The organism is Nonomuraea jiangxiensis (assembly GCF_900099965.1).
Taxonomy (GTDB): domain Bacteria; phylum Actinomycetota; class Actinomycetes; order Streptosporangiales; family Streptosporangiaceae; genus Nonomuraea; species Nonomuraea jiangxiensis.
This window is the reverse complement of record NZ_FNDJ01000001.1, coordinates 171,766-192,389: the sequence shown is the minus strand read 5'-3', so window position 1 is coordinate 192,389 and position 20,624 is coordinate 171,766. Positions and strand designations below refer to the sequence as shown.

Sequence of the window (20,624 nt, the reverse complement as noted above, 5' to 3'; positions counted from 1 at the left end):
CTCGTCGCGCGCCAGCCTGGCCAGGCGGTATACAAGGCGCGTGGAACTGGACCGGCTCGATCGTGACATCATCGCGGCGCTCGTGGACGACGCCCGGGCGACCTACGCGGACATCGGGCACCAGGTGGGGCTGAGCGCGTCCGCGGTCAAACGGCGGGTGGACCGCCTGCGCGAGGCGGGGGCGATCACCGGCTTCAGTGCGCGGGTGGCGCCGCAGGCGCTCGGCTGGACGACCGAGGCGTACGTGGAGCTGTTCTGCCAGGGCAAGACCAAGCCCTCGGACATCGCGCTGGCGGTGGCCAAGTTCCCCGAGGTGGTGGCGGCCGCCACGATCACCGGCGAGGCGGACGCGCTGCTGCACATCAGGGCGACGGACGTGCGGCACGTGGAGCGGGTGATCGAGCGGATCGCGGCCGAGGCGTTCGTGGTGCGGACGAAGAGCTCCATCGTGCTGTCACGCCTGGTGGACACCCCGCCGGGAGCGGCCATCCCGGAGGCTCCCCACGAGCACCATACGAGGGTGCCGGAGGCGCGCCACGAGCAGGTTCCGGAGCCACGCAACGGATCACGCGCCGGTGGTTGAAAGACGCAACAAAATCGCGCGGACACGCAATGCGAACCGCTTGGCCTGCATAAACATACATTCTTAGGCTGTCTCCGTCCCCATAAGGGGGTTTCCCCAGGTAAACGATGATGGAGCGCTGCATGCCCAAACACTTCCTCATGTGTCGTCCGGAGTACTTCACGGTCGAGTACGCGATCAACCCGTGGATGCATCCCGAGGCCGGCGCGGACCGCGACCTGGCGATCCGGCAGTGGGAGGGCCTCAAGGCGGCGTACGAGGAGCTCGGGCACCGGGTCGACCTGATCGACCCGATCGACGGGCTGCCTGACATGGTGTTCGCCGCCAACGGCGCCCTGGTCGTGGGCGGGCGCGTCTACGGGGCCCGGTTCACCTATCCGCAGCGCGGCCCTGAGGGCCCCGCCTACCTGCGCTGGTTCACCGAACGCGGTTACCCCGTGTACGAGCCGGGGCACGTCAACGAGGGGGAGGGCGACTTCCTCACCCTCGACGACGTCATCCTGGCCGGTACGGGGTTCCGCACGGACCTCGCCGCCCACCAGGAGGCGCAGGAGCGCCTCGGCCGGCCCGTGGTCTCCCTGACCCTGGTGGACCCGCGCTTCTACCACCTGGACACCGCGCTGTTCCCGCTCGACGGCCACAACGTCGCCTACTACCCGGCGGCCTTCACGGAGGGCAGCCGCGAGGTGCTGCGCCGCATGTTCCCCGACGCGGTGCTCGCGACCGCCGAGGACGCCGAGGTGCTCGGCCTGAACGCGGTCAGCGACGGCGCGAACGTGGTCGTCAACTACGAGGCCGCCAACCTGCAGCTCGCACTCAAGCGGCGCGGCTACGAGGTGATCCCCGTGGACCTGTCCGAGTTGCGTAAAGCAGGCGGGGGACCCAAGTGCTGCACACTGGAGATCAGGGGGGAAAACTGATCATGACCAGCAGCGCAGAGCTGATCGAGCTGAGCGAGCGCCGCAGCGCGCACAACTACCATCCGCTGCCCGTGGTGATCCACGAGGCGCACGGTTCCTGGGTCACCGACGTCGAGGGCAAGAGGTATCTGGACTGCCTGGCCGGCTACTCCTCGCTCAACTTCGGCCACGGCCATCCGAAGATCATCGAGGCCGCCCAGGAGCAGCTCAAGAATCTGACCCTGACCAGCCGGGCCTTCCACCACGACCAGTTCGCGCGGTTCTGCGCCGGGCTCGGCGACCTCACCGGCAAGGACCTGGTCCTGCCCATGAACACCGGCGCCGAGGCCGTCGAGACCGCCATCAAGGTGGCCCGCAAGTGGGGCTACCAGGTCAAGGGCGTCGAGCCGGGACTGGCCAACATCATCGTCATGGAGGGCAACTTCCACGGCCGTACCACCACGATCATCAGCTTCTCCACCGATTCGGACGCACGCGACGACTTCGGCCCGTACACGCCGGGGTTCCGGGTCGTGCGCTACGGCTCGACGGAGGCGATCCGGGAGGCCATCGACGCCAACACGGTCGCGGTGCTGGTCGAGCCGATCCAGGGCGAGGCGGGGGTGATCGTGCCGCCGGACGGCTACCTGAGCGAGGTGCGGGCGCTGTGCTCGGCCGAGCGCATCCTGATGATCGCCGACGAGATCCAGTCGGGGCTGGGGCGGACCGGGCAGACGTTCGCCTGCAACCACGAAGGGGTCGTGCCCGACATCTACGTCCTGGGCAAGGCGCTCGGGGGCGGCGTCGTACCGGTCTCGGCCATCGCCGCCGACCGGGACGTGCTGGAGGTCATCCGGCCGGGGCAGCACGGCTCCACGTTCGGCGGCAACCCGCTGGCGTGCGCGGTCGGCATCGCCGTCATCGACCTGCTCAACACCGGCGAGTTCCAGGCCAGGGCCGCCAAGCTGGGCGAGGTGCTGCACGCGCGGCTGCGCGAGCTGGTCGGCAGGGGTGTGCTGGAGGTGCGCGGGCGCGGCCTGTGGGCGGGCATCGACATCGACCCCGAGCTCGCCACGGGGCGTCAGGTGACGGAGGCGCTGATGGAGCGGGGGGTGCTGGCCAAGGACACGCACGGCTCCACGATCCGGCTGGCTCCGCCGATCGTGGTCCCCGAGGAGGACCTCATCTGGGCGATCGACCAGCTCGGCGCCGCGATCTCCTCCTTCTGACCCATTCTGTACGGCTTCGCACGGGAGGGCCCGACCACCGTAAGTGGCCGGGCCCTGTCCAGGAGCGCTAATTCACGAGCCGCCACATCTGCAGGCCGTCGGGGGCCTCGCCCCGGGCGAACCCCGCCGCCCGCAACTCGGCGGCCAGCCGCTCGGCCGGGGGCCAGTGGTTCGTGCTGACCATCTCGTCCTCACTGATCGTCACCCCGCGCTGGCGGATCCGGTAGACGAAGCGCGAGGTGACGCTCTCGCCCGCGACGTCGAGCACCTGGCCGGAGATCTCGTAGACGTGCCGGCCCACCTGGTAGGACCCCAGCACCCGCGCCTCGCCGGGCACGGCGGGGGCGCGGTCGCGCCAGTTGAACACCAGCCGGCCGCCCGGCTCCAGTTGCCTGGCCAGCACCCGCCACAGCTCGGCCCGATCGACGGCGGCGAAGCTCTGCAACACCGAGATCATCACGATCGCCTCGACCGGCTCGTCCACCTCCACGTCCAGCGCCCCGCACGGCAGCACGGTCACCCGGCTCAGCATGGCGGGGTCGGCCGTCAGGCGGGAGACCAGTACGGAGCGCATGCCGAGCGACGGCTCGACGGCGTAGATCTCGGCGGGCGTCTCCCGGGCGATCAGCTCGGTGATCAGGCCGGTGCCCGCGCCGATCTCGATCACGCCGCGCCGGACCCCGGTCAGCAGCGGTGGAAGGGTCCGGCGGATCCCCGGCACATGCCCGTCCTCGTGGAACAGGTCGTAGAACGGCACGGTCGCGGAGTAGGCGTCGTCGGGTGGAGCATGCATGAGGGTTCAGCGTAGTTGGGCGGAGTCGATCGGGCGGACGCGGTCGCCGGTGGACTCGTACCAGGTCACCACGTCGGGGAGGGTGAGCGTGGCCACCGCGTTCTGGAACCAGGGGCCCTTGGTGACCCGCCACCTGAACGGCGGCCGCGGGATGCCCGCCAGCCGCGCCAGCAGGCCGCCCACCATCGTGGCGATCGAGAACTGGGTGAAGACGTTGGCCCAGCGCAGCAGGCGGCTGAGCGGGTTGCGGATGGGAGAGCAGACGATCTGGTAGATCGGGGCCGGGTTGGCCTTGGCGATGTAGGAGTAGTGCACGTCGCCCGACAGGATCAGCACCGGCTTGCCCAGCCCGGCCAGCAGCCGCGCCAGGTCCTCGAACGAGCGCCGGAACGCCGCCCAGTGCTCCAGGTCGATGGCCTGCCGGAACTTCTCCGACCACCGCCGTACGAGCCCGCCCCACGCGCCGTCGCTGAGGGCCTCGTTCCAGTTTTGCACCCGGTGTACGCCCTCCGGCAGCAGGAACGGGATCGACGAGCCGATGATCAGCCGCTCGGCCGGCTCACTGACCTGTTCGAGCAGCCAAGCCCACTCCCCCGGGTCGAGCATGCGCCGGTCGCCGGGCGTGAGCTGCCTGGCGCACCTGGTGTCGACCATGATGAGCCGCGCGCGCCCGAGGTCGCGGGAGTAGCTCCAGCGGTTGCTGCTCGGCTCGGCGTCGGCCTTCTCGGCGAACGCGTCCAGCGCCCCGCCGCCGTCGCCCTCCATCAGCACCCGCAGCAGCGGGTCGGTCGCCCGCTCGGCCGGGGAGAGGTTGCCGAGGTGCTGGTAGACCCAGTACGCCCCGAGCCCCGCCACGACCCGGCGGGGCCACCACGAGGTCCTGGCCATCTGCTCGCGCCACGGTTGCGAGGTGTTCCAGTCGTCGCGCAGGTCGTGGTCGTCGAAGATCATGGCGGTGGGCACGGTGGACAGCAGCCAGCGGATGTCGGGGTCGGTCCACGCCTGGCGGTAGAGCTCGGCGTATTCCTCGAAGTCGGCGATCTCGCGCTGCGGCTCGGTGTCCCTGCGGGAGCGGATGTAGTCGAGCATCTCGGGCGAGGGGTTGTCGGCGTAGACCTGGTCTCCCAGGAGCAGCAGCAGGTCGGGCCACTCCCCGTCGGCGACCCGCGCGAGGTGGCAGCCGTAGGCGCGCAGCACGTCGTCGCCGTGCGTGAGGATGTGCGCGGCGTCGTGCGGCACGCTGGTGCGGCACGAGCCGAACGCCAGCCGGCGCACGCCCTCGGGGGGCAGCAGCCTGATCCGGCTCGGCGGGCGACCCGCCTGCGGCCAAACTTGCTCCCCATCGAGACTCACCGAGTAGGACGCGATATCCTGGGACAACGCAACCAGATCCACGATCGCGTAGTGGTGACCGTGCACGGTGAAGGTAGGCGACCGGTAAGACCTGCCGTCCGCCTCGATCGTGACCGTGCAAGGATCGGCGGTCTCCACCCAGATCGAGGCGCTGTCGGAGTCGACATAGCGCAGCATCGGTCCCACCACGAGTGCGGGCATCCCACCCCCTGTTTTGAAGATTCAGCACACTCTCGTCCGCAAGCCTGCCAGAGTGGCACGGTCCACGGCATCTCGATCACGGCCTGGATTTCTACCAAAACTAGGCAAGGTCAAACGCCCCGCCTTAGGATGATCGTGACAACAAGCCCCAAAAGTGGAAGGCAATGGCGCTTTCCCGCAAATGGGGCGTAATACCAGGAGGATCTTCTTCCATGAGCATCATGGTGCCGTCAACGACGCCGGCCCTGGTCACCTCGGGTCATCAGGCCCTCGACTCTGCTCTTCACCAACTCGGCCAGGCCGCCGACCAGCTCGGACTCGACGACGGGCTACGCGCGATGCTGGCCACGCCCCGCCGCTCGATGACCGTCTCGGTCCCGGTGCGGCGCGAGGACGGCTCCCTGGATGTCGTCCAGGGGTTCCACGTACAGCACAACGTCTCGCGCGGCCCCGCCAAGGGCGGGCTGCGCTTCCATCCCGGCACCGACATCCACGGCATCACCGCGCTCGCCATGTGGATGACCTGGAAGTGCGCGCTGGTCGGCATCCCGTACGGCGGCGCCAAGGGCGGCGTGGCCGTGGACCCGGCCGGGCTCACCGTCCGCGAGCTGGAACGGCTGACCCGCCGCTACGTCAACGAGATCCTGCCGCTGATCGGCCCGGAGAAGGACATCCCGGCCGCCGACGTCGGCACCGACGAGCGCACCATGGCCTGGGTCAGGGACGCCTACAAGCTCAACAGCGGCTACTCGGTGTCCGGCGAGCCCATGGCGCCGGACGGCTCGTCCGGTCGCGCCGACTCGACCGCGCGGGGCGTCCAGATCGCGGTGCTGTCCGCGCTCGGCCGGGCGCCCGCGGGCACCACCGTGGCCGTGCAGGGCTTCGGGAAGGTGGGCGCGCCGGTCGCGCAGCACCTCGCCGAGGCCGGCTGCAAGGTCGTGGCCGTCTCCGACGCCACGGGCGCCGTCCACGCGGGCGGCGGGCTCGACCTCGCCCGGCTGCGTGCCTGGGTGGCCGAGTCCGGTGGGGTGGCCGGCTACCGGCACGCCGACGCGCTGGCCCGCGACGACCTGTTCGAGCTGGACGTGGACGTGCTCGTCCCGGCGGCACTCGACGGGGCGATCACCGAGGCCAACGCGCCCCGGGTGCGCGCCCGCCTGGTCGTGGAGGCCGCCAACGGCCCCGTCACGCCGGGGGCCGACGAGATCCTGCACGCCAACGGCACCACGGTGGTGCCCGACATCCTGGCCGGCGCGGGCGGAGTGATCGTGTCCCACCTGGAGTGGGTGCAGAACCTCCAGGCCTCCTCCTGGAGCCCGAGCGAGGTCGAGCTGAAGCTGAGCGACCTCATGCGGAGCACCTTCTCCGAGGTCACGTCGCTGGCCGCCGAGCGCGGCCTGACGCTCCGGCAGGCGGCGCACGTCATTGCCGTGGGCCGGGTGGCCGAGGCGCACCATGTGCGCGGCCTGTGCCACTGAGCCGCACGCGCACACGCCCCGGGGGCCGGCCGGAAGGCCGCCTCCCGGGCGCCGTGCCCCGCCGGGCCCGCGAGGACCAGAGCGCGAGCAGGCTCACCGGCCCACAGCCCGAGCGGGCTCGCTCGCTCAGAGCCTGAGCTCGGTGTAGTCCAGCGCCTCCACCAGGCCCTCCAGGTCGCGCATGAGCTGCTCCGTCCGCTCCGGCCCGAACGCGAGCTCGATCATCCGGTGATGCTCGGCCACCGCGCCGTCCACCCGCGCGAGCAGCTCGGCCCCCCGGTCCGAGACGAACACCGCCACCCGCCGCCGATCACCCTTCGACGGCCCGCGGTAGACCAGCGCCCGGTCGATCAGCCGGTCGACCGCCTTGGTCAGCGTCGGGTGCGGCATGAGCACCGCCTCGGCCAGCTCCCCCATCGAGACCCCCCGCCCGTCGGCCAGCGCCCGCAAAATGCGCCACTGCTCGACCGTGACGTCCTCCCCGGCGAGCACGGCCGCCAGTCCGCGGTTGACGCCGCGCTCCGCACGGCTGAGCAGATAGGCAAGTGAGGACCCGAGGCCGGGGGAGGTCATGGAAGGTCCTTTCGTCGGGGGGCTAAGAGGGAGGATACTCGGCGGCGTGGCGGCGATAGTCGATCCCTTCGAAGCGCGGCTCCTGCCCTCGTACGCGATCAGGATCGGCTTGGTCGTGCCCGTGTCCGGAGTGCTCGGCCTGATGGGCCCTTGCGCGATCAACTGCGCGCTGCTGGCCGCCGAGGAGCTCAATGCCGCCGCGGGCCTGCTGGGCAGGCCGGTCGAGCTGGTCCTGATCGACGGCGGGCGACCCGCGGCCGAGGTGGCGGCCGAGGTGTCCGGGCTGGTCGGCTCGGGTACGGTGCAGGCCGTCGCGGGCTCCCATGCGAGCGACGTACGGGTGAGGGTGGTCGCCGCGGTCGCCGGGCGGGTCCCGTTCGTCTACGCGCCGCCTTACGAGGGCGGGGGGCACGCGCCGGGCGTCTACTTCCTCGGCGAGACCCCCGCCAGGCAGCTCGCGCCGGGCATCGAGTGGCTGGCCGGCACGCGGCGGGCGCGCCGCTGGTTCCTGCTGGGCAACGACTACGTCTGGCCGCGTCTGGTACACGCCAGCGCCCGCCGCCTCCTGCACGCCCGGGGCGCGGGCGTGGTGGGCGAGAGCTTCGTCCGGTACGGCGAGGCCGTGCGGTGGGTCGACCGGGTGGCCGACGCCAAGCCGGACGCGATCCTGCTGACGCTGATCGGCAGTGACCTGGTGGCCTTCAACCGGGCGTACGCCGCCGCCGGGCTGGGCGCGGCCCGGCTGTGCGGCGCGCTGGAGGAGCACGGCCTGCTGGGCATCGGTGGCGACGGCACCGGCGAGCTCTACGCGTCGATGGGCTATTTCCGCGGCCTGCCGACCGACGCCGGCCAGGACTTCGGCGAGAGGTACGCGACCCGCTTCGGCCCCGACGCCCCCATGCTCAACGCGCATGGCCACGGCTGCTACGAGGCCGTCGCCATGCTGGCCGCCCTGTGCGCGCGGGCCGGCTCGCTGGCGGTGCCCGCGCTGGACGCGGTCGCCGACGGCACGACGATCACCAGCGCGCGCGGCACTCTCAGGCTGCTCGATCGCCAGATCCGGCACCCCGTGCACCTCGGCAGAGCGGACGGACTGGACTTCTTTCTACAGAAACCTTTTCTCTAGAAAACTTTGGCTCTAATCTGCGTAATCGCCCCCCCATGCAGCTAGGAGCCGTTCATGAGCACAATCGAACAGTTCGGCTACCGCCAGGAACTCCAGCGTTCCCTCGGTTTCGCCGATCTGATGATCTATGGCCTGATCTTCATGGTGCCCATCGCACCGTTCGGGATCTTCGGCAACGTCTTCTTCATCTCCAAGGGGATGGTGGCGCTCGCGTACATCGTCGGCCTGCTGGCGATGGCGTTCACGGCGTTGTCGTACGCGCAGATGGCCAGGGCCTTCCCGATGGCCGGGTCGGTCTACACCTACACCGGCCGGGGCATCGCCGCCCCCGTCGGCTTCATCGCCGGGTGGGCGATCCTGCTCGACTACGTCCTCGTCCCCTCCCTGCTCTACCTCGTGGCCAGCGCGGCCATGAACACGTTCGTACCGGTGATCCCCATCTGGGGCTGGCTGGTGCTGTTCGTACTGCTCAACACCGTGGTGAACTACCTGGGCATCCAGATGACGGCCCGGATCACCCGGATCATGCTGGTGGCCGAGCTGGTCGTGCTGGCGATCTTCCTGGTGGTCGGCGGCATCGCGCTGGCCCAGGGCAACGCGCAGACCGGCGCGTTCACTCCGGTCTTCGAGTCGTCCTCGTTCAGCTGGACGGTGGTGTTCGCCGCCGCGTCGGTGGCGGTGCTGTCGTTCCTGGGCTTCGACGGCATCTCCACGCTGGCGGAGGAGAGCCGCGAGGACGCCCGCCGCCTCGGCCGCTCGATGGTGGCCGCGCTGGGCCTGGCCGCGGTGCTGTTCGTGGTGCAGACCTGGGTGGCGGCGCTGCTCACCCCCAACCGCGACGCTCTGATCGCCAACGGTGACTCCGCGGGCAACGCCTTCTACAAGACCGCCGAGTTCGCCGGCGGGCACTGGTTGTCCGTGCTCACCGCCGTGGCCACCGCCGTCGCCTGGGGCTTCGCCAACTCGCTGGTCGCCCAGGCGGCCACCTCACGCCTGCTCTACGCGATGGCCCGGGACCGCCAGCTCCCCTCGTTCCTGGCCAAGGTGAGCTACAGGCACCGGGTGCCGGTCAACGCCACCTTCCTGGTGGCCGGGATCTCGCTGGTCCTCGGCATCTACATGAGCACCAGGGCCAACGGCATCGGCGAGCTCACCTCCCTGGTCAACTTCGGCGCGATGACCGCCTTCCTGCTGCTGCACATCGCCGTGGTCGTGCACTACGTCGTCCGGCAGCGCAGCAGGAACTGGTGGGCGCACCTCGTCGTGCCCGTGATCGGCTTCGTCATCCTCGTGGCCGTCGTGATCAACCAGAACGTCGCGGCCCAGTGGGTGGGCTGCAGCTGGCTGGTCATCGGCCTGATCGTCCTCGGCGTCTCGTACGCGTCCGGCCGCCGGCCCGTCCTTCCCTCGGAGGTTCAGTGAACGTCGTCTCTTACCACCCCACGCCGGAGGAGCTGAGCTACACCTTCGGGGGGCGGCCGGCGGTCGGCAGGGTGCGGCCGGGCACGATCATGGAGTTGTACACCGAGGACTGTTTCGGCGGCCGCGTGACGACCGTGGACGACCTGCCCTCGCGGGTGTGCGAGTTCCCGTACCTGAACCCGGTGACCGGCCCCTTCCACGTGGAGGGCGCCGAGCCCGGCGACACGCTGGCGCTGCACTTCGTCTCCATCACCCCGGCCAGGGACTGGGCGGTCTCCACGACGTTCCCGCACTTCGGCGCGCTGACCACCACCCACACCACGGCCATGCTGCACCCGCCGCTCGAGGAGCGGGTCTGGCGCTACGACATCGACCTGGACAAGGGCCTGGCCGTCTACCACGCCCGCAACAGCGACTTCAGCGTGGCCCTCCCCCTCGACCCGATGCACGGCACGGTGGGCGTGGCCCCGGCCGCCGGCGAGACCCGCATGACGATCACCCCCGACGCGCACGGCGGCAACATGGACACCCCCGAACTGCGCGCGGGCGTCACCGTCTACCTGGGCGTCAACGTCGAAGGCGGGCTGTTCTCGATCGGCGACGGCCACGGGAGGCAGGGGCACGGCGAGGTCTGCGGGACCGCGGTCGAGTCGGCCATGAACACCGTGATCGCGGTCGAGCTGATCAAGGGCGTGGCGACGCCCTGGCCGCGGATGGAGGACGACCTGCACCTGATGTCCACGGGCTCGGCCCGGCCGCTGGAGGACGCCTATCGGATCAGCCAGCACGACATGGTGACCTGGACGTCCGAGCTGACCGGGCTGGACACGCTGGACGCGTACCAGCTCGTCAGCCAGGGCGGGCAGGCGCCGGTCGGGAACGTGTGCGACACCAACTACACAATGGTCGCCAAACTACCCAAGGCATATCTGGGCGAGGGGTGGCTCCGGGGCGAGGCGGGGGCCTACGAGTCGGTGCACGCGCGGCTGCGTGGGCTGGGAGCCCGATACACAAGTTAACGAAACCTTAGTGTCGCAGGTCAGGGCATTGATCATCTTCCCCGTAGAGTGGGAAAGTGCTCAGGTTGGTGCTGCCCGTGGTCCTGCTCGATCCAGCCGCCGTCGCCGAGGTGTCGCAACATAGCGTGCCCACTCCCAGAGTGCTGACCCCCGACGGCGACCGCCTGGGCTACGCACCGGTCCCGCGCCCCTACACGGGGGCGCGGCGGCTCACCGGAGTGCTGCTCGGCCGCGACCCGGTCACACGCACGGACGTGGTGTGCGGGGGCACGGTGATCGGCTCGCGCAGCCGCAGCCTGGTGCTGACGGCCGCGCACTGCCTGTATCACGACGGCCGGCCGCTCAAGCACCTCGCCTTCCTGCCGGGGTACGAGCGCGGGCGGCCGCGGCTGGGGGTCTGGCCCGCCGTACGCATCTGGGTGCCCGAACGGTGGCGCACCGAGCCGTACTCCCCCAGCCTGCTGCCGTACGACGTCGGCCTGGTCGGCGTCGTACGGCGGGGGCGCCCGCTGGAGGCCGTGACCGGGCGCGGGCTGCGGCCGATGCCCACCTCCCAGGGCACGGAGCTGCGCGGGCTGGAGCTGCTCGGCTACCCGGTGGGCAAGGGCTATCCGGGGATGACGATGTACCGGTGCGTGGGCGACGCCGTCGAGGGCCTGCACCACGGCCCCGGCCTGCTGGTCACCCGCAACTGCCACGCCGCCGCGGGCGGCAGCGGCGGGCCCGCGCTCTACGGGGGCGCGCTGGCGGGCGTGGTGTCGTCCTCCAGCCCGTTGAGCGACACCAAGGGCTATACCGTGATCACCAGGCTCGGGGGCCGGGTCTTCGAGCGCATGCTCGCCCGTGCCGACCAGTCGATGCTCCTGGAACGGCAGCCCGGCAAGCGCGACGAGGCCACCCCTACCCCCACGCCGGCCCCCACTCCCGCCCCCACGCTCGCTCCCGCCCCGGCCCCTGCCGCGGCCGCGGAGCCGACGCCGCTCAAGCCGCCTGGCTGACGATGTCCTCGCAGATGGCGTGGGTGGTCAGGGCGTCCTCCGCGCTGATCCTGCGGCCCGCGCGCACGGCGGCGAGGAACTCCAGGCAGATCTGCTCGATGCCGCGCTGCCTGGCCACCGGCACCCAGTCGGGCCGCCTGGTGAGCGTCTCGCCGCCGCGGTAGTCGGTCACGTCGCCGAGGTTGACCACGCGGCGCTTGACCCCGTCGCCCATGACCTCGCAGGACTCCTCGCTCGCGCCGCTCGCCCGGTTCATGACGCCGATGGCGGTGAAGCCGGTGCCAGAGAGCTCCAGGACGATGTGCTCGATCAGGCCGTCCTTGACGCGGGTCCGGATGGTGGTGCCGGTGACCGGGCCGGGGGCGAGGAATCTGAGGGTGTCCACTACATGAATGAAGTCATCAAATATCGCCCGTCGGGGGGCGTCGGGGTAATTGTCGCGGTTCTTCTCCATCAGGATGAGATGACGGGGAAGGGCGGCAAGTCCGACATATCCGGGTGCGTAGCGCCGGTTGAAGCCGACCATCAGGGATCTGTCCTCGGCCTTCGCCAGGCGTACCAGGCGCTCGGACTCGGCCAGCTTGTAGGCGATCGGCTTGTCGACGTAGACGTGGATCCCGGCGCTGAGCAGCGACTCGACGAGCCCGGGGTGGGCCTCGGTAGCGGCGTGCACGAAGGCCGCGTCGACCCCCGCCTTGATCACCTCGTCCAGGCTCGTCGACCGGCCGGCGATCCGGTAGGTGTCGCCGAGCCGGTCGAGCCGGGCCTGGTTGCGGGTACAGAGGTGCAGGTCGAGGGATGGCTGAGCGGCAAGCACGGGAAGGTAGGCCTTCTCCGCGATGTCGCCCAGACCGATCATGGCTATCTTCACGCTTCGAGCGTAGCCTTGAGCGCCGCCTCGATCGGAGTAGGCGCGATGCCGAACGTCCGCTGGAACGCCGAGGAGTCGAGCACGTAAGGCGCCGTGAACTGGTAGCGGACGTGCCGCAGCTCGCCGATCATCGGCGAGAACAGGCCGCCCACCTGCACCAGCGGCCAGGGCAGCCGCGCCAGCTTGGGCGCCGGGCGGCCCAGGATGGCGGCCATCCGGTCGCCGACCTCGCGGAAGGACAGCGGGTCGCTCGTGGGCACGTGCCAGGGCCGGCCCCAGGCCCGCTCGTCCCTACCGGCCACGATCAGCGCGTCGGCCACGTCGGGCAGGTACGTCCAGCTGTGCGGCACGTCCAGGGGGTAGGGGAGCTGGATGGTCCGCCCGGCCCGCAGCGGCACCAGGAACCGGTCGCCCAGGTAGGCCTGGTCGGTGGCGCCGGGCCCGAAGTAGTCGGAGCCCCGTACCTCGGTGGTCCTGATCCGGCCCGCCTCGTGCAGCGCGAGCGCGTCCCGCCACATCTTCGCCCGCACCATCGCCTTGGGGTTGTCGGAGGCGAGTGGCAGGTCCTCGGTCATGGGCCCCTGGACGGGCCCGTACGGGTAGAGGTTGCCGAGGATCACGTACACGGCTCCGCTGGACTCCGCGGCGGCCAGGAACGACTCGGCCATCGGCGGCCAGTCGGTCAGCCAGCGGTGGTATTTCGGGTTGACGCAGTTGTAGAGGACGTCCGCGCCCTTGGTGACCTCGACCATCCTGGCCCGGTCCGCGACGTCGGCGGCCACCTTGACCGCCCCTTCGGGACCGCTGCCCGAGCGGGTCACGACGGTGACCTCGTGCCCCTGTTCGATCAGCTTGGCGGCCACGTGCGAGCCGACCTGGCCGGAACCGACGACGACGTGCTTACCCATGATCAGACCTGCTTCCAGACGATGCGAAGAACCGCATTCATAGCAAAAAGGACGAAGAAGACGACGGCCGGGGTGACCACGCCCGCTGCGTAGAGGGCAAGGGCGCCACCGCCGAACCAGACGATCTCCAGGGCGGCTCGGGCCAGGCCGGTGAGCGGGAAGGTGGCGTTCGCGCCACCGCCCGCGCCGAACAACGCCCACACCGCGATGAACAGCGCCGGGCCGCCGAGCCCGGCCAGCAGCTTGATCGCCCAGCCGGAGTCGAGCGTGAACCCCCAGTAGCCCACCGAGCCCAGCACGCCGAGTTCGAGGAAGAACATCAACGCCGCGTTGGCGTACTTGGCAAGGGCGAGCATGGGGGACCTCCGTGAACAATCGCCGCTTTCTTCCGAGAGCAATGCTCTCTAGCGAGAGCACTGTCCGTCAAGAGCAGCGCTCTCGTTTCTTTCTACCGCTCTGATAAGCTGCCGGACATGACCGCCAGCCGCACCGCCAGAGAACGCGTCCGGGCCGAGCTCACCAGGGAAATCACCGACATCGCGCGCCGCCAGCTCGCCACTGAGGGCGCCGGCGGCCTGTCACTGCGGGCCGTAGCGCGGGAGATGGGCATGGTCTCCTCGGCCATCTACCGCTATTTCCCGAGCCGCGACGACCTGCTCACCGCCTTGATCATCGACGGCTACAACGCCCTCGGCGCGGCCGTGGAGCAGACCGAGGCCGCCTGCCCCCCGGATGACTACCTGGGCCGGTGGCTGGCCGCCTGCGACGCCGTACGCGACTGGGCGGTGGCCCACCCGCACGAATACGCGCTGATCTACGGCTCCCCCGTGCCCGGCTACCAGGCCCCCCAGGACACGGTCGCGGCCCGTGTGCGCGACGTCGCCGTACTGAGCCGGATAGTCTCCGACGCCTGGCAAGCGGGCGCCATGAGAACACCCACCACCGAACCCCCCGCCGCACTGGACGCCGACACGGCCGTCTTCCGCGACCTCATGCCCGGCGTCCCCGACAGCGTGATCTGGCAGGCCATCTCCGCCTGGACAGCACTGTACGGCTGGGTCAACTTCGAGGTCTTCGGCCAATTCCAGAACACCATCGAAGACCGCCACACAGCCTTCGGCCACTCCATGCGCCTACTGGCCGAGACCTTGGGATTCACCCAGTAAAACTCAAAAACCCGGCCGAACGACATCAAGGAACGTTCACCCAACGAGACCCCCCGCAGACCTGAACCAATTCCAGACGCAAATGCCGACCGACCACGCAGGCCAAGACCCTCAGCACCTCAGCATCTCCAGCAGCCTCTGGCACCTCCGGCAGCCTCTCCCCATGGCCTCGACCCCCTCGTCGACCGCGAGCAGCCTGACAGAAACAACGTTGACCGCGAGCGGCCCTGACAGAAACAAGCCCGCAGCTCCTAAGGGACCAGAGCCGACCTCCGCGATAAGCCCCGTGCGTACCGCTTCCCTTGCTCGTGCAGTCATCGGCACCGACGGACGTCCGCTTGATCCCTTGATCCCTTGATCCCTTGATCCCCTGATTGCCACCACTGCCCATTTCGCATCAATTCCAAGACCGCCAAATCTCGCATATCTACCAACTTGCTTACTGGCGTCCGTTCGCAAGAAATCGAAGCCGTACTCCATTCCGGCAAACCATCCCATTATCAATCAAAGCTCGAACGCGCTATGCCTTTCACCGGTTTTAAGCTTGTTCTGTTGACGTGATGTTGATTACCGTGTGAAGACCTTGGGGAACGCCGCCTCCCGATCTGTTCTGGGCAGCGAACTGTACGTGGAGGATCATCGTGGTTGACCTCGATCGTGAGGCGATACGAGCTGTTGCCCAGCGGCTTCAGCGGCTGTCGGACGATCACTGGTGCGCACTGGATCCCTCCTGCCGTTTCATGGCGAACGACGCATGGGTGGGGCCCGCGGGCAGCCGGTTCGGCACCCAGGTTCACGCGGACCAGCGAGAATTGCGGGCCGTGCTCACGCAGGCCGTACACAGCGCCCACCAGAAGCTGGCCTCGATTCCGGACCAGCCATGAGCGAGTTCAGCGGAGTCCAGCTGCCCGAATTCGACACGATGACTATGAAGCACACCGAAACCGCCAATCGGCTGGAGGAGCTGGCGCAGGTCCTGCACAGGGAGCTGCTGAGCGCCGGGCTCGACACTTCTCCGGCGGCACGGCTACGGCAGCTCGCCGGACGAGTCACCACCCAGGCCGAGGATCTCCGGCGGCGGCAGAACCTGGTCCACGAGCTGCAGCGGCAGAAGGTCACCTTCGGCAGGAGCACGCCCGCCGGAAGCTTTCTGGAGATTCCTGACAACCTGGAGGCCGCCAACGGACTGCTGGACGGCACACTTGCTGCCCGGGCCGCGCTGAAAGCCGCGGACGGAGATGCCAAAGCACTGACCGAGCTGGAGAAATATGCGTCGAGAGCCGGCGACGCGGAGTTCGTCAAGGCATTCCTTGGCGCTTTGGGCGCCTGCGGCGTGACACGGCTGCCAGGATCGCTCGCCGCGCAACTGCACGACGCCAGGCGCCGCCAGAACGCCGAGCTCGTGACCCAACTCTCCGACCAAGGCAAGAAGGTCCTGGCCATGCTGAGCACGGCCCTGGCCGCAGGAACCGATCCGAAGAACCCCGCGTACACGGGCGCCGACTTCCTCAACGATCTGGTGAAGGAGGGCCGGACCCAGCACACGTCAGGCGACACGACGTACTCGGGCTACCAGGCACAGGCCCTCATCTGGCGCGCCCACGACGGGAATCCGCCGTTCTCGAAGGAGTTCATCGAACTCGTCGGGCGCGACGTGATCGTCTACGAACACGAGCAGCGCAACGACCAGTGGGCAGCGGCCAGGGATCCGCTCGGCCGTTTCGTCACGGGAAAGCAGCTGCCCCTCATCGACTTGGCCGGCGCGCTCGGCCTCGGCACCCTGCTGAGACCGGAGATGTCTGCGAGCAGTCCCGGCATGAAGACTCCGTCATCAGTGGTGGACGACCTGTTCCATGCGGCGAAGTCCAGCCGGGAAGCGTCCCAGGCTCTGCTGAACCACACCCCGACGGGGTGGACGGAGTCCGTTCTGGACTACCTGCTGACGACCCGGTGGGGCGCTTCACACTTCCTGAACGACTACAAGCCGATCAGAGACATGCTGGTGATCGCGACGACCGGCCAGGACCCGACTTCCAAGGAACTGGCCGCCGCGATGACCAAGATCCTCGCAGATGAAGTGCGCGCCGCCTTCGGCAAAGCCGCAGACGGCAACCTGGAGCTCAGGAACAGAGACCTGTTCGATCGATACGCTCCCCTGAGCTACCCCTTGGGCCGCGCTATCGCGGCCAACATCGATCAACTCTCCCGGCTCCTCCTGAACCATGCGACCTTCGGCAACGTCGCAGCCCAGGACATGTCTTACGCGCTGGCGCTGGCCACCGCCGACGACGCCGCCTTTGAGGCGTTGGTGAGAGCACAGACCGAACATATGCGAGCGGCGCTCGACACCGTACCCCCGGTCGGTCTCGACGCCTCCAACGCCGAGCGGCTCGGTTTCACGGAGGCTGACGTCAAGGCGTACGACTTCGACGGGGATGGCCGGGTCGACAAGGCCGACATCAAGCAGTTCCTGACGGATCGAACGGTGGCCGAGGCACGCCCCTTCGGCCACATCATGGAAATCCGCCGCCAGATACTGATCGCCCAAGGGCTGGACGACAAGAAGGCGGACGAAGCTCTGAAAACCATGGTGGGCAACGCACTGGGGCTGCTCCCCGTGCCAGGATCGAGACAGGCAGGCCAGCTGGCCATCGGAGCCTTCGGCGAACTGGTCGGTAAAGGCTATGACAAGCTAGCCGGAACCGCGTATGACGAGGTAGCCAAACAAGTCGCTCAGCGAATGTCCGAATATGGGCGAGATCTGGACCAAGCACATCGGACACTGGCGGACAACCGGCTGGCGGTGGAGAGGTTGGCGGAGCAGATGCTCGCCACAGCCATACTGAACAAGGGTTTGCTTGATGGACTTGGCCAGGGAAAGCAGTCATTCACGGCCGGAAGTCCGCGCACGGTCAAGTCTTTCGCCGGAATGACTCCGGAGGAATACAGCCAGTTGCTCGCATGGACTCGGGAGTCCGGAGGCAGTAGCGACCTACTGGACCGCTTCCGCAGCACCTTTCGCAGGACCAGTGAGGTGGACGACTATCTCGGCCTACAGATCCCTTCCTCGCCTGGGAGCGGTGAATGAGAACTTTTCTCCCGTCTGTCACTCTGATTGCCCTCGTGTTGCTTGCCACAGCCTGTACCCCGGCGAGCAACACCCTCTCGGCACCGCCCCCAGCTTCCCAACCAGTCGTAGACTCCGCACCATACGTCTGCAAACTTATCCCTGAGCAGGCATTTCGCCTAGTCAGCGGCGTAACCGGCCATCTTGCCGAGAGGACAGACGGCAGTCAGGGCGACGGCGACTGTTGGGCGCCGGATACAACTCCTCGGCCATTGGAGGTGAGGTGGATGCAGGAGGGCAACGGACTGTCTCGAGACCAACTGGATTTCGTTCTCGATGACAGGCGTCAGGTCTACACCAGGCATGGCGGAGTCAGGCTCCCCACCGACCTCGGCGATGGCCTAGCCGCATACCTACCGAACACGCCATTCTCCGATCAGCCATACCGAGTTGTCTCAAAGTTTCGATGTGACAACAAAGAGCAACTGATCACTATCTACCTAGCCCGGGTCGCCAAAGGCAGGGATGGGATCAAGGACCTGATCGCGCTTATGCGTATCGCCCAGAAACGCTACGGCGAGCTTTACGGCTGCACACCCGGAAGGTGAAACCCGAGCCCCATCGGATGGGGCTCGGGGTTTTGCGGTTAGTGGGAGGCGCGGTTGACGGCTGAGATGATTGCTTTGAGGGAGGCTGTGGTGGTGTTGGCGTCGACGCCGACGCCCCAGAGGACCCGGCCGTCGACCTCGCACTCGAGGTAGGAGGCGGCCTTGGCGTCCGAGCCTGCGCTCATCGCGTGCTCCACGTAGTCCAGGACGCGTACCTGGATGCCGACCCCGGAGATGGCGTCGATGAAGGCCGAGATGGGGCCGTTGCCGGCGCCGTCGATCTCGCGGATCTCGCCGTCGAGGCGGATGTCGGCGGCGATGCGGTCCTTGTCGTCCACCGTGGACTCGTGGCGGTGGGCCAGCAGGCTGAGGCGGCCCCAACGGTTGCCCGGGTTGGGCAGGTATTCGTCGCGGAAGATTTCGTACATCGCGGCCGGGCTGATCTCGCCGCCCTGGCTGTCGGTACGGGCCTGCACCACCTTGGAGAACTCGATCTGCAGCCGCCGCGGCAGGTCGAGCTGGTGGTCGGCCTTCATGATGTACGCGACCCCGCCCTTGCCCGACTGGCTGTTGACCCGGATGACCGCCTCGTAGGAGCGGCCGATGTCCTTCGGGTCGATCGGCAGGTACGGAACCGCCCAGGCGAAGTCGTCCACCGGCACCCCGGCCGCCGCCGCGTCGATCTCCAGGTGCTCGAAGCCCTTCTTGATGGCGTCCTGGTGGGAGCCGGAGAAGGCGGTGTAGACCAGCTCGCCGCCCCACGGGTGGCGCGGGTGCACGGGCAGCTGGTTGCAGTATTCGGTGACCCGGCGGATCTCGTCGATGTCACTGAAGTCGATCTCGGGGTCGATGCCCTGGGAGAACAGGTTCATGCCCAGCGTGACCAGGCATACGTTGCCGGTGCGCTCGCCGTTGCCGAACAGGCAGCCCTCGATGCGGTCGGCGCCCGCCATGTAGCCCAGCTCGGCGGCGGCCACGGCGCTGCCCCGGTCGTTGTGCGGGTGCAGCGACAGAACGATCGAGTCGCGGTGCTTGAGGTGGCGGTGCATCCACTCGATCTGGTCGGCGTAGACGTTGGGGCTGGCCATCTCGACCGTGGCGGGCAGGTTGATGATGACCTTGCGGTCCGGGGTGGGCTGCCAGACGTCGTTGACCGCGTCGCACACCTCGACGGCGTATTCCAGCTCGGTGCCGGTGAACGACTCGGGCGAGTACTGGAAACGCACGTCCACGTCGGTCGCGTCGGCGAGCTTCTTGACCAGCTTGGCGCCCTCGACGGCGATGGCGGTGATGCCATCCTTGTCCTGGCCGAACACGACGCGGCGCTGGAGGGTGGAGGTCGAGTTGTACAGGTGGACGATGGCCTGCTTGGCGCCCTCGATCGACTCGAAGGTACGCTCGATGAGCTCCGGCCTGGCCTGGGTCAGCACCTGGATGACGACGTCGTCCGGGATGCGGTCTTCCTCGATGATCTGCCGGATGAAGTCGAAGTCGGTCTGCGAGGCGGCCGGGAAGCCCACCTCGATCTCCTTGTAACCCATCCGCACCAGCAGCTCGAACATCTTCAGCTTGCGGTGGGAGTCCATCGGGTCGATCAGGGCCTGGTTGCCGTCACGCAGGTCCACCGCGCACCATCGGGGCGCCTCGGTGATCACCTGATCAGGCCAGGTGCGGTCGGTCAGGCGAACCGGTTCGAAGGGTTGGTAGCGGTGCACGGGCATGCGGCTGGGCTGCTGGGCGGTCATGGGTACGGCTCCTCGTCGGTCGAAAGGAATCGGCCGACGCGCACGACTCGCACCGCGGCGAGGGAGCCGGCCTCAGAGGCCCCCGCCGCGGCGGCTAAGCAGGAGTCCGCGCAGCATGTAGACGACGTTACCAGACGTCTCGGGAAGCGATGTCGTTGATCTCACATCCTGAGAACAGCTGGTGCGGCGCCCCACGAGGTTCCGTCCAAGTTCCGTCGAGGTTCCGTCGAAGCACCGGATCGCCGAGCCTGCCATCGCGCCTGACCAGCGGCCTGACGGCACGCTCCAGCATCAGGGCCTAACGGCAGAGCTTGACGGCAGGGCTTGACGGCAGAGCTTGACGGCAAGGGCCGAGGCCACACCGGTCCCCATCAGGCAGATCTGAGGTTCGCGCCGACCGGGCCAGGGGCCGACCGAACCGGGTCCGGGGTCGACTCGGGTCGGGTCGGGTCCGGGGGTCGGCACGAGCCGAGGTCCAGAGGTCGGCGGCTCGGGGTCGAGGTGGACGCGGGCCGAGGCCCGGGAGTCGGCGCGGCTCGGGGTCATGAAGGTCGATGCGAGCCAAGGTCCAGAAGTCGGCGCGGG

General features: G+C 68.7%; 18 protein-coding genes and 1 pseudogene. 12 read left to right on the top strand and 7 right to left on the bottom strand.

The genetic code is table 11. The features are described 5' to 3' along the window. Positions 1-40: 40 nt before the first annotated feature. The 3 genes and pseudogenes from BLS95_RS00825 to rocD all read left to right on the top strand — a co-directional run. A pseudogene (locus tag BLS95_RS00825) lies at positions 41-475 on the top strand (Lrp/AsnC family transcriptional regulator); the annotation flags it as partial. 230 nt (positions 476-705) lie between these two features. Next, entirely contained in the window at positions 706-1,503 is a 798-nt protein-coding gene (ddaH, locus tag BLS95_RS00820) for a dimethylargininase (protein ID WP_090928033.1), read from the top strand. A 2-nt stretch (positions 1,504-1,505) separates the two neighbouring features. Next, complete coding sequence (gene rocD / locus BLS95_RS00815) at positions 1,506-2,711, top strand: ornithine--oxo-acid transaminase (RefSeq protein WP_090928032.1); 1,206 nt, start codon at positions 1,506-1,508, stop codon at positions 2,709-2,711. Between the two features lie 67 nt (positions 2,712-2,778). On the opposite strand, the gene BLS95_RS00810 is transcribed toward rocD, so the two are convergent. After that, positions 2,779-3,504 (bottom strand): class I SAM-dependent methyltransferase, encoded by a 726-nt coding sequence (locus BLS95_RS00810; protein ID WP_090928030.1) that lies wholly within the window; start codon positions 3,502-3,504, stop codon positions 2,779-2,781. A 6-nt stretch (positions 3,505-3,510) separates the two neighbouring features. Then, positions 3,511-5,058 carry an alkaline phosphatase D family protein gene (locus BLS95_RS00805; RefSeq protein WP_176992961.1) on the bottom strand — a complete coding sequence of 516 codons (1,548 nt, stop codon included), beginning with the start codon at positions 5,056-5,058 and terminating at the stop codon, positions 3,511-3,513. Between the two features lie 212 nt (positions 5,059-5,270). Here BLS95_RS00805 and BLS95_RS00800 point away from each other — a divergent pair, with 212 nt between their 5' ends. Continuing rightward, positions 5,271-6,536 (top strand): Glu/Leu/Phe/Val family dehydrogenase, encoded by a 1,266-nt coding sequence (locus tag BLS95_RS00800; protein WP_090928028.1) that lies wholly within the window; start codon positions 5,271-5,273, stop codon positions 6,534-6,536. Positions 6,537-6,662: 126 nt separating this feature from the next. Here BLS95_RS00800 and BLS95_RS00795 read toward each other — a convergent pair whose 3' ends face one another. Then, positions 6,663-7,109 (bottom strand): MarR family winged helix-turn-helix transcriptional regulator, encoded by a 447-nt coding sequence (locus BLS95_RS00795; protein WP_090928026.1) that lies wholly within the window; start codon positions 7,107-7,109, stop codon positions 6,663-6,665. A 46-nt stretch (positions 7,110-7,155) separates the two neighbouring features. Between BLS95_RS00795 and BLS95_RS00790 the strand changes: the two genes are divergently transcribed. From BLS95_RS00790 to BLS95_RS00775, 4 genes are read left to right on the top strand one after another with little or no spacing between them, the layout of a single operon-like run. Beyond that, positions 7,156-8,235: a substrate-binding domain-containing protein gene (locus BLS95_RS00790; RefSeq protein WP_245764744.1), complete on the top strand. Its 1,080-nt coding sequence runs from the start codon at positions 7,156-7,158 to the stop codon at positions 8,233-8,235. 54 nt (positions 8,236-8,289) lie between these two features. Next, positions 8,290-9,657 carry an APC family permease gene (locus BLS95_RS00785; protein WP_090928022.1) on the top strand — a complete coding sequence of 456 codons (1,368 nt, stop codon included), beginning with the start codon at positions 8,290-8,292 and terminating at the stop codon, positions 9,655-9,657. Further along, a complete protein-coding gene (locus BLS95_RS00780) occupies positions 9,654-10,676 on the top strand; it encodes an acetamidase/formamidase family protein (RefSeq protein ID WP_090928020.1) in 1,023 nt (340 codons plus the stop codon). The genes BLS95_RS00785 and BLS95_RS00780 overlap by 4 nt, the downstream gene beginning before the upstream one ends. A 56-nt stretch (positions 10,677-10,732) precedes the next feature. Next, complete coding sequence (locus BLS95_RS00775) at positions 10,733-11,674, top strand: trypsin-like serine peptidase (RefSeq protein WP_090928018.1); 942 nt, start codon at positions 10,733-10,735, stop codon at positions 11,672-11,674. Here BLS95_RS00775 and BLS95_RS00770 read toward each other — a convergent pair. The 3 genes from BLS95_RS00770 to BLS95_RS00760 are packed head-to-tail and all read right to left on the bottom strand — an operon-like array spanning position 11,658 to position 13,809. Then, complete coding sequence (locus BLS95_RS00770; protein WP_090928016.1) at positions 11,658-12,545, bottom strand: Gfo/Idh/MocA family protein; 888 nt, start codon at positions 12,543-12,545, stop codon at positions 11,658-11,660. The genes BLS95_RS00775 and BLS95_RS00770 overlap by 17 nt on opposite strands. Beyond that, positions 12,542-13,453 (bottom strand): NAD-dependent epimerase/dehydratase family protein, encoded by a 912-nt coding sequence (locus BLS95_RS00765; protein WP_090928014.1) that lies wholly within the window; start codon positions 13,451-13,453, stop codon positions 12,542-12,544. Before BLS95_RS00765 ends, BLS95_RS00770 begins: the two co-directional genes overlap by 4 nt. Positions 13,454-13,455: 2 nt before the next feature. After that, complete coding sequence (locus BLS95_RS00760) at positions 13,456-13,809, bottom strand: YrdB family protein (RefSeq protein ID WP_090928012.1); 354 nt, start codon at positions 13,807-13,809, stop codon at positions 13,456-13,458. 117 nt (positions 13,810-13,926) lie between these two features. On the opposite strand from BLS95_RS00760, the gene BLS95_RS00755 reads away from it, so the two are divergent. From BLS95_RS00755 to BLS95_RS53855, 4 genes are all read left to right on the top strand, one after another. After that, positions 13,927-14,619, top strand: coding sequence for a TetR/AcrR family transcriptional regulator (locus BLS95_RS00755; protein ID WP_090928011.1), 693 nt, complete (start codon positions 13,927-13,929; stop codon positions 14,617-14,619). A gap of 740 nt (positions 14,620-15,359) precedes the next feature. Beyond that, positions 15,360-15,503: a hypothetical protein gene (locus BLS95_RS55320; RefSeq protein WP_176992960.1), complete on the top strand. Its 144-nt coding sequence runs from the start codon at positions 15,360-15,362 to the stop codon at positions 15,501-15,503. Continuing rightward, entirely contained in the window at positions 15,500-17,707 is a 2,208-nt protein-coding gene (locus BLS95_RS00745) for a hypothetical protein (protein WP_090928006.1), read from the top strand. Before BLS95_RS55320 ends, BLS95_RS00745 begins: the two co-directional genes overlap by 4 nt. Positions 17,708-17,973: 266 nt before the next feature. Beyond that, on the top strand, positions 17,974-18,294 hold the full coding sequence (locus BLS95_RS53855; RefSeq protein WP_143043538.1) for a hypothetical protein: 321 nt from the start codon (positions 17,974-17,976) through the stop codon (positions 18,292-18,294). Between the two features lie 38 nt (positions 18,295-18,332). Here BLS95_RS53855 and leuA read toward each other — a convergent pair whose 3' ends face one another. Then, positions 18,333-20,039: a 2-isopropylmalate synthase gene (gene leuA, locus BLS95_RS00740; protein ID WP_090928004.1), complete on the bottom strand. Its 1,707-nt coding sequence runs from the start codon at positions 20,037-20,039 to the stop codon at positions 18,333-18,335. Between the last annotated feature and the right edge of the window lie 585 nt (positions 20,040-20,624).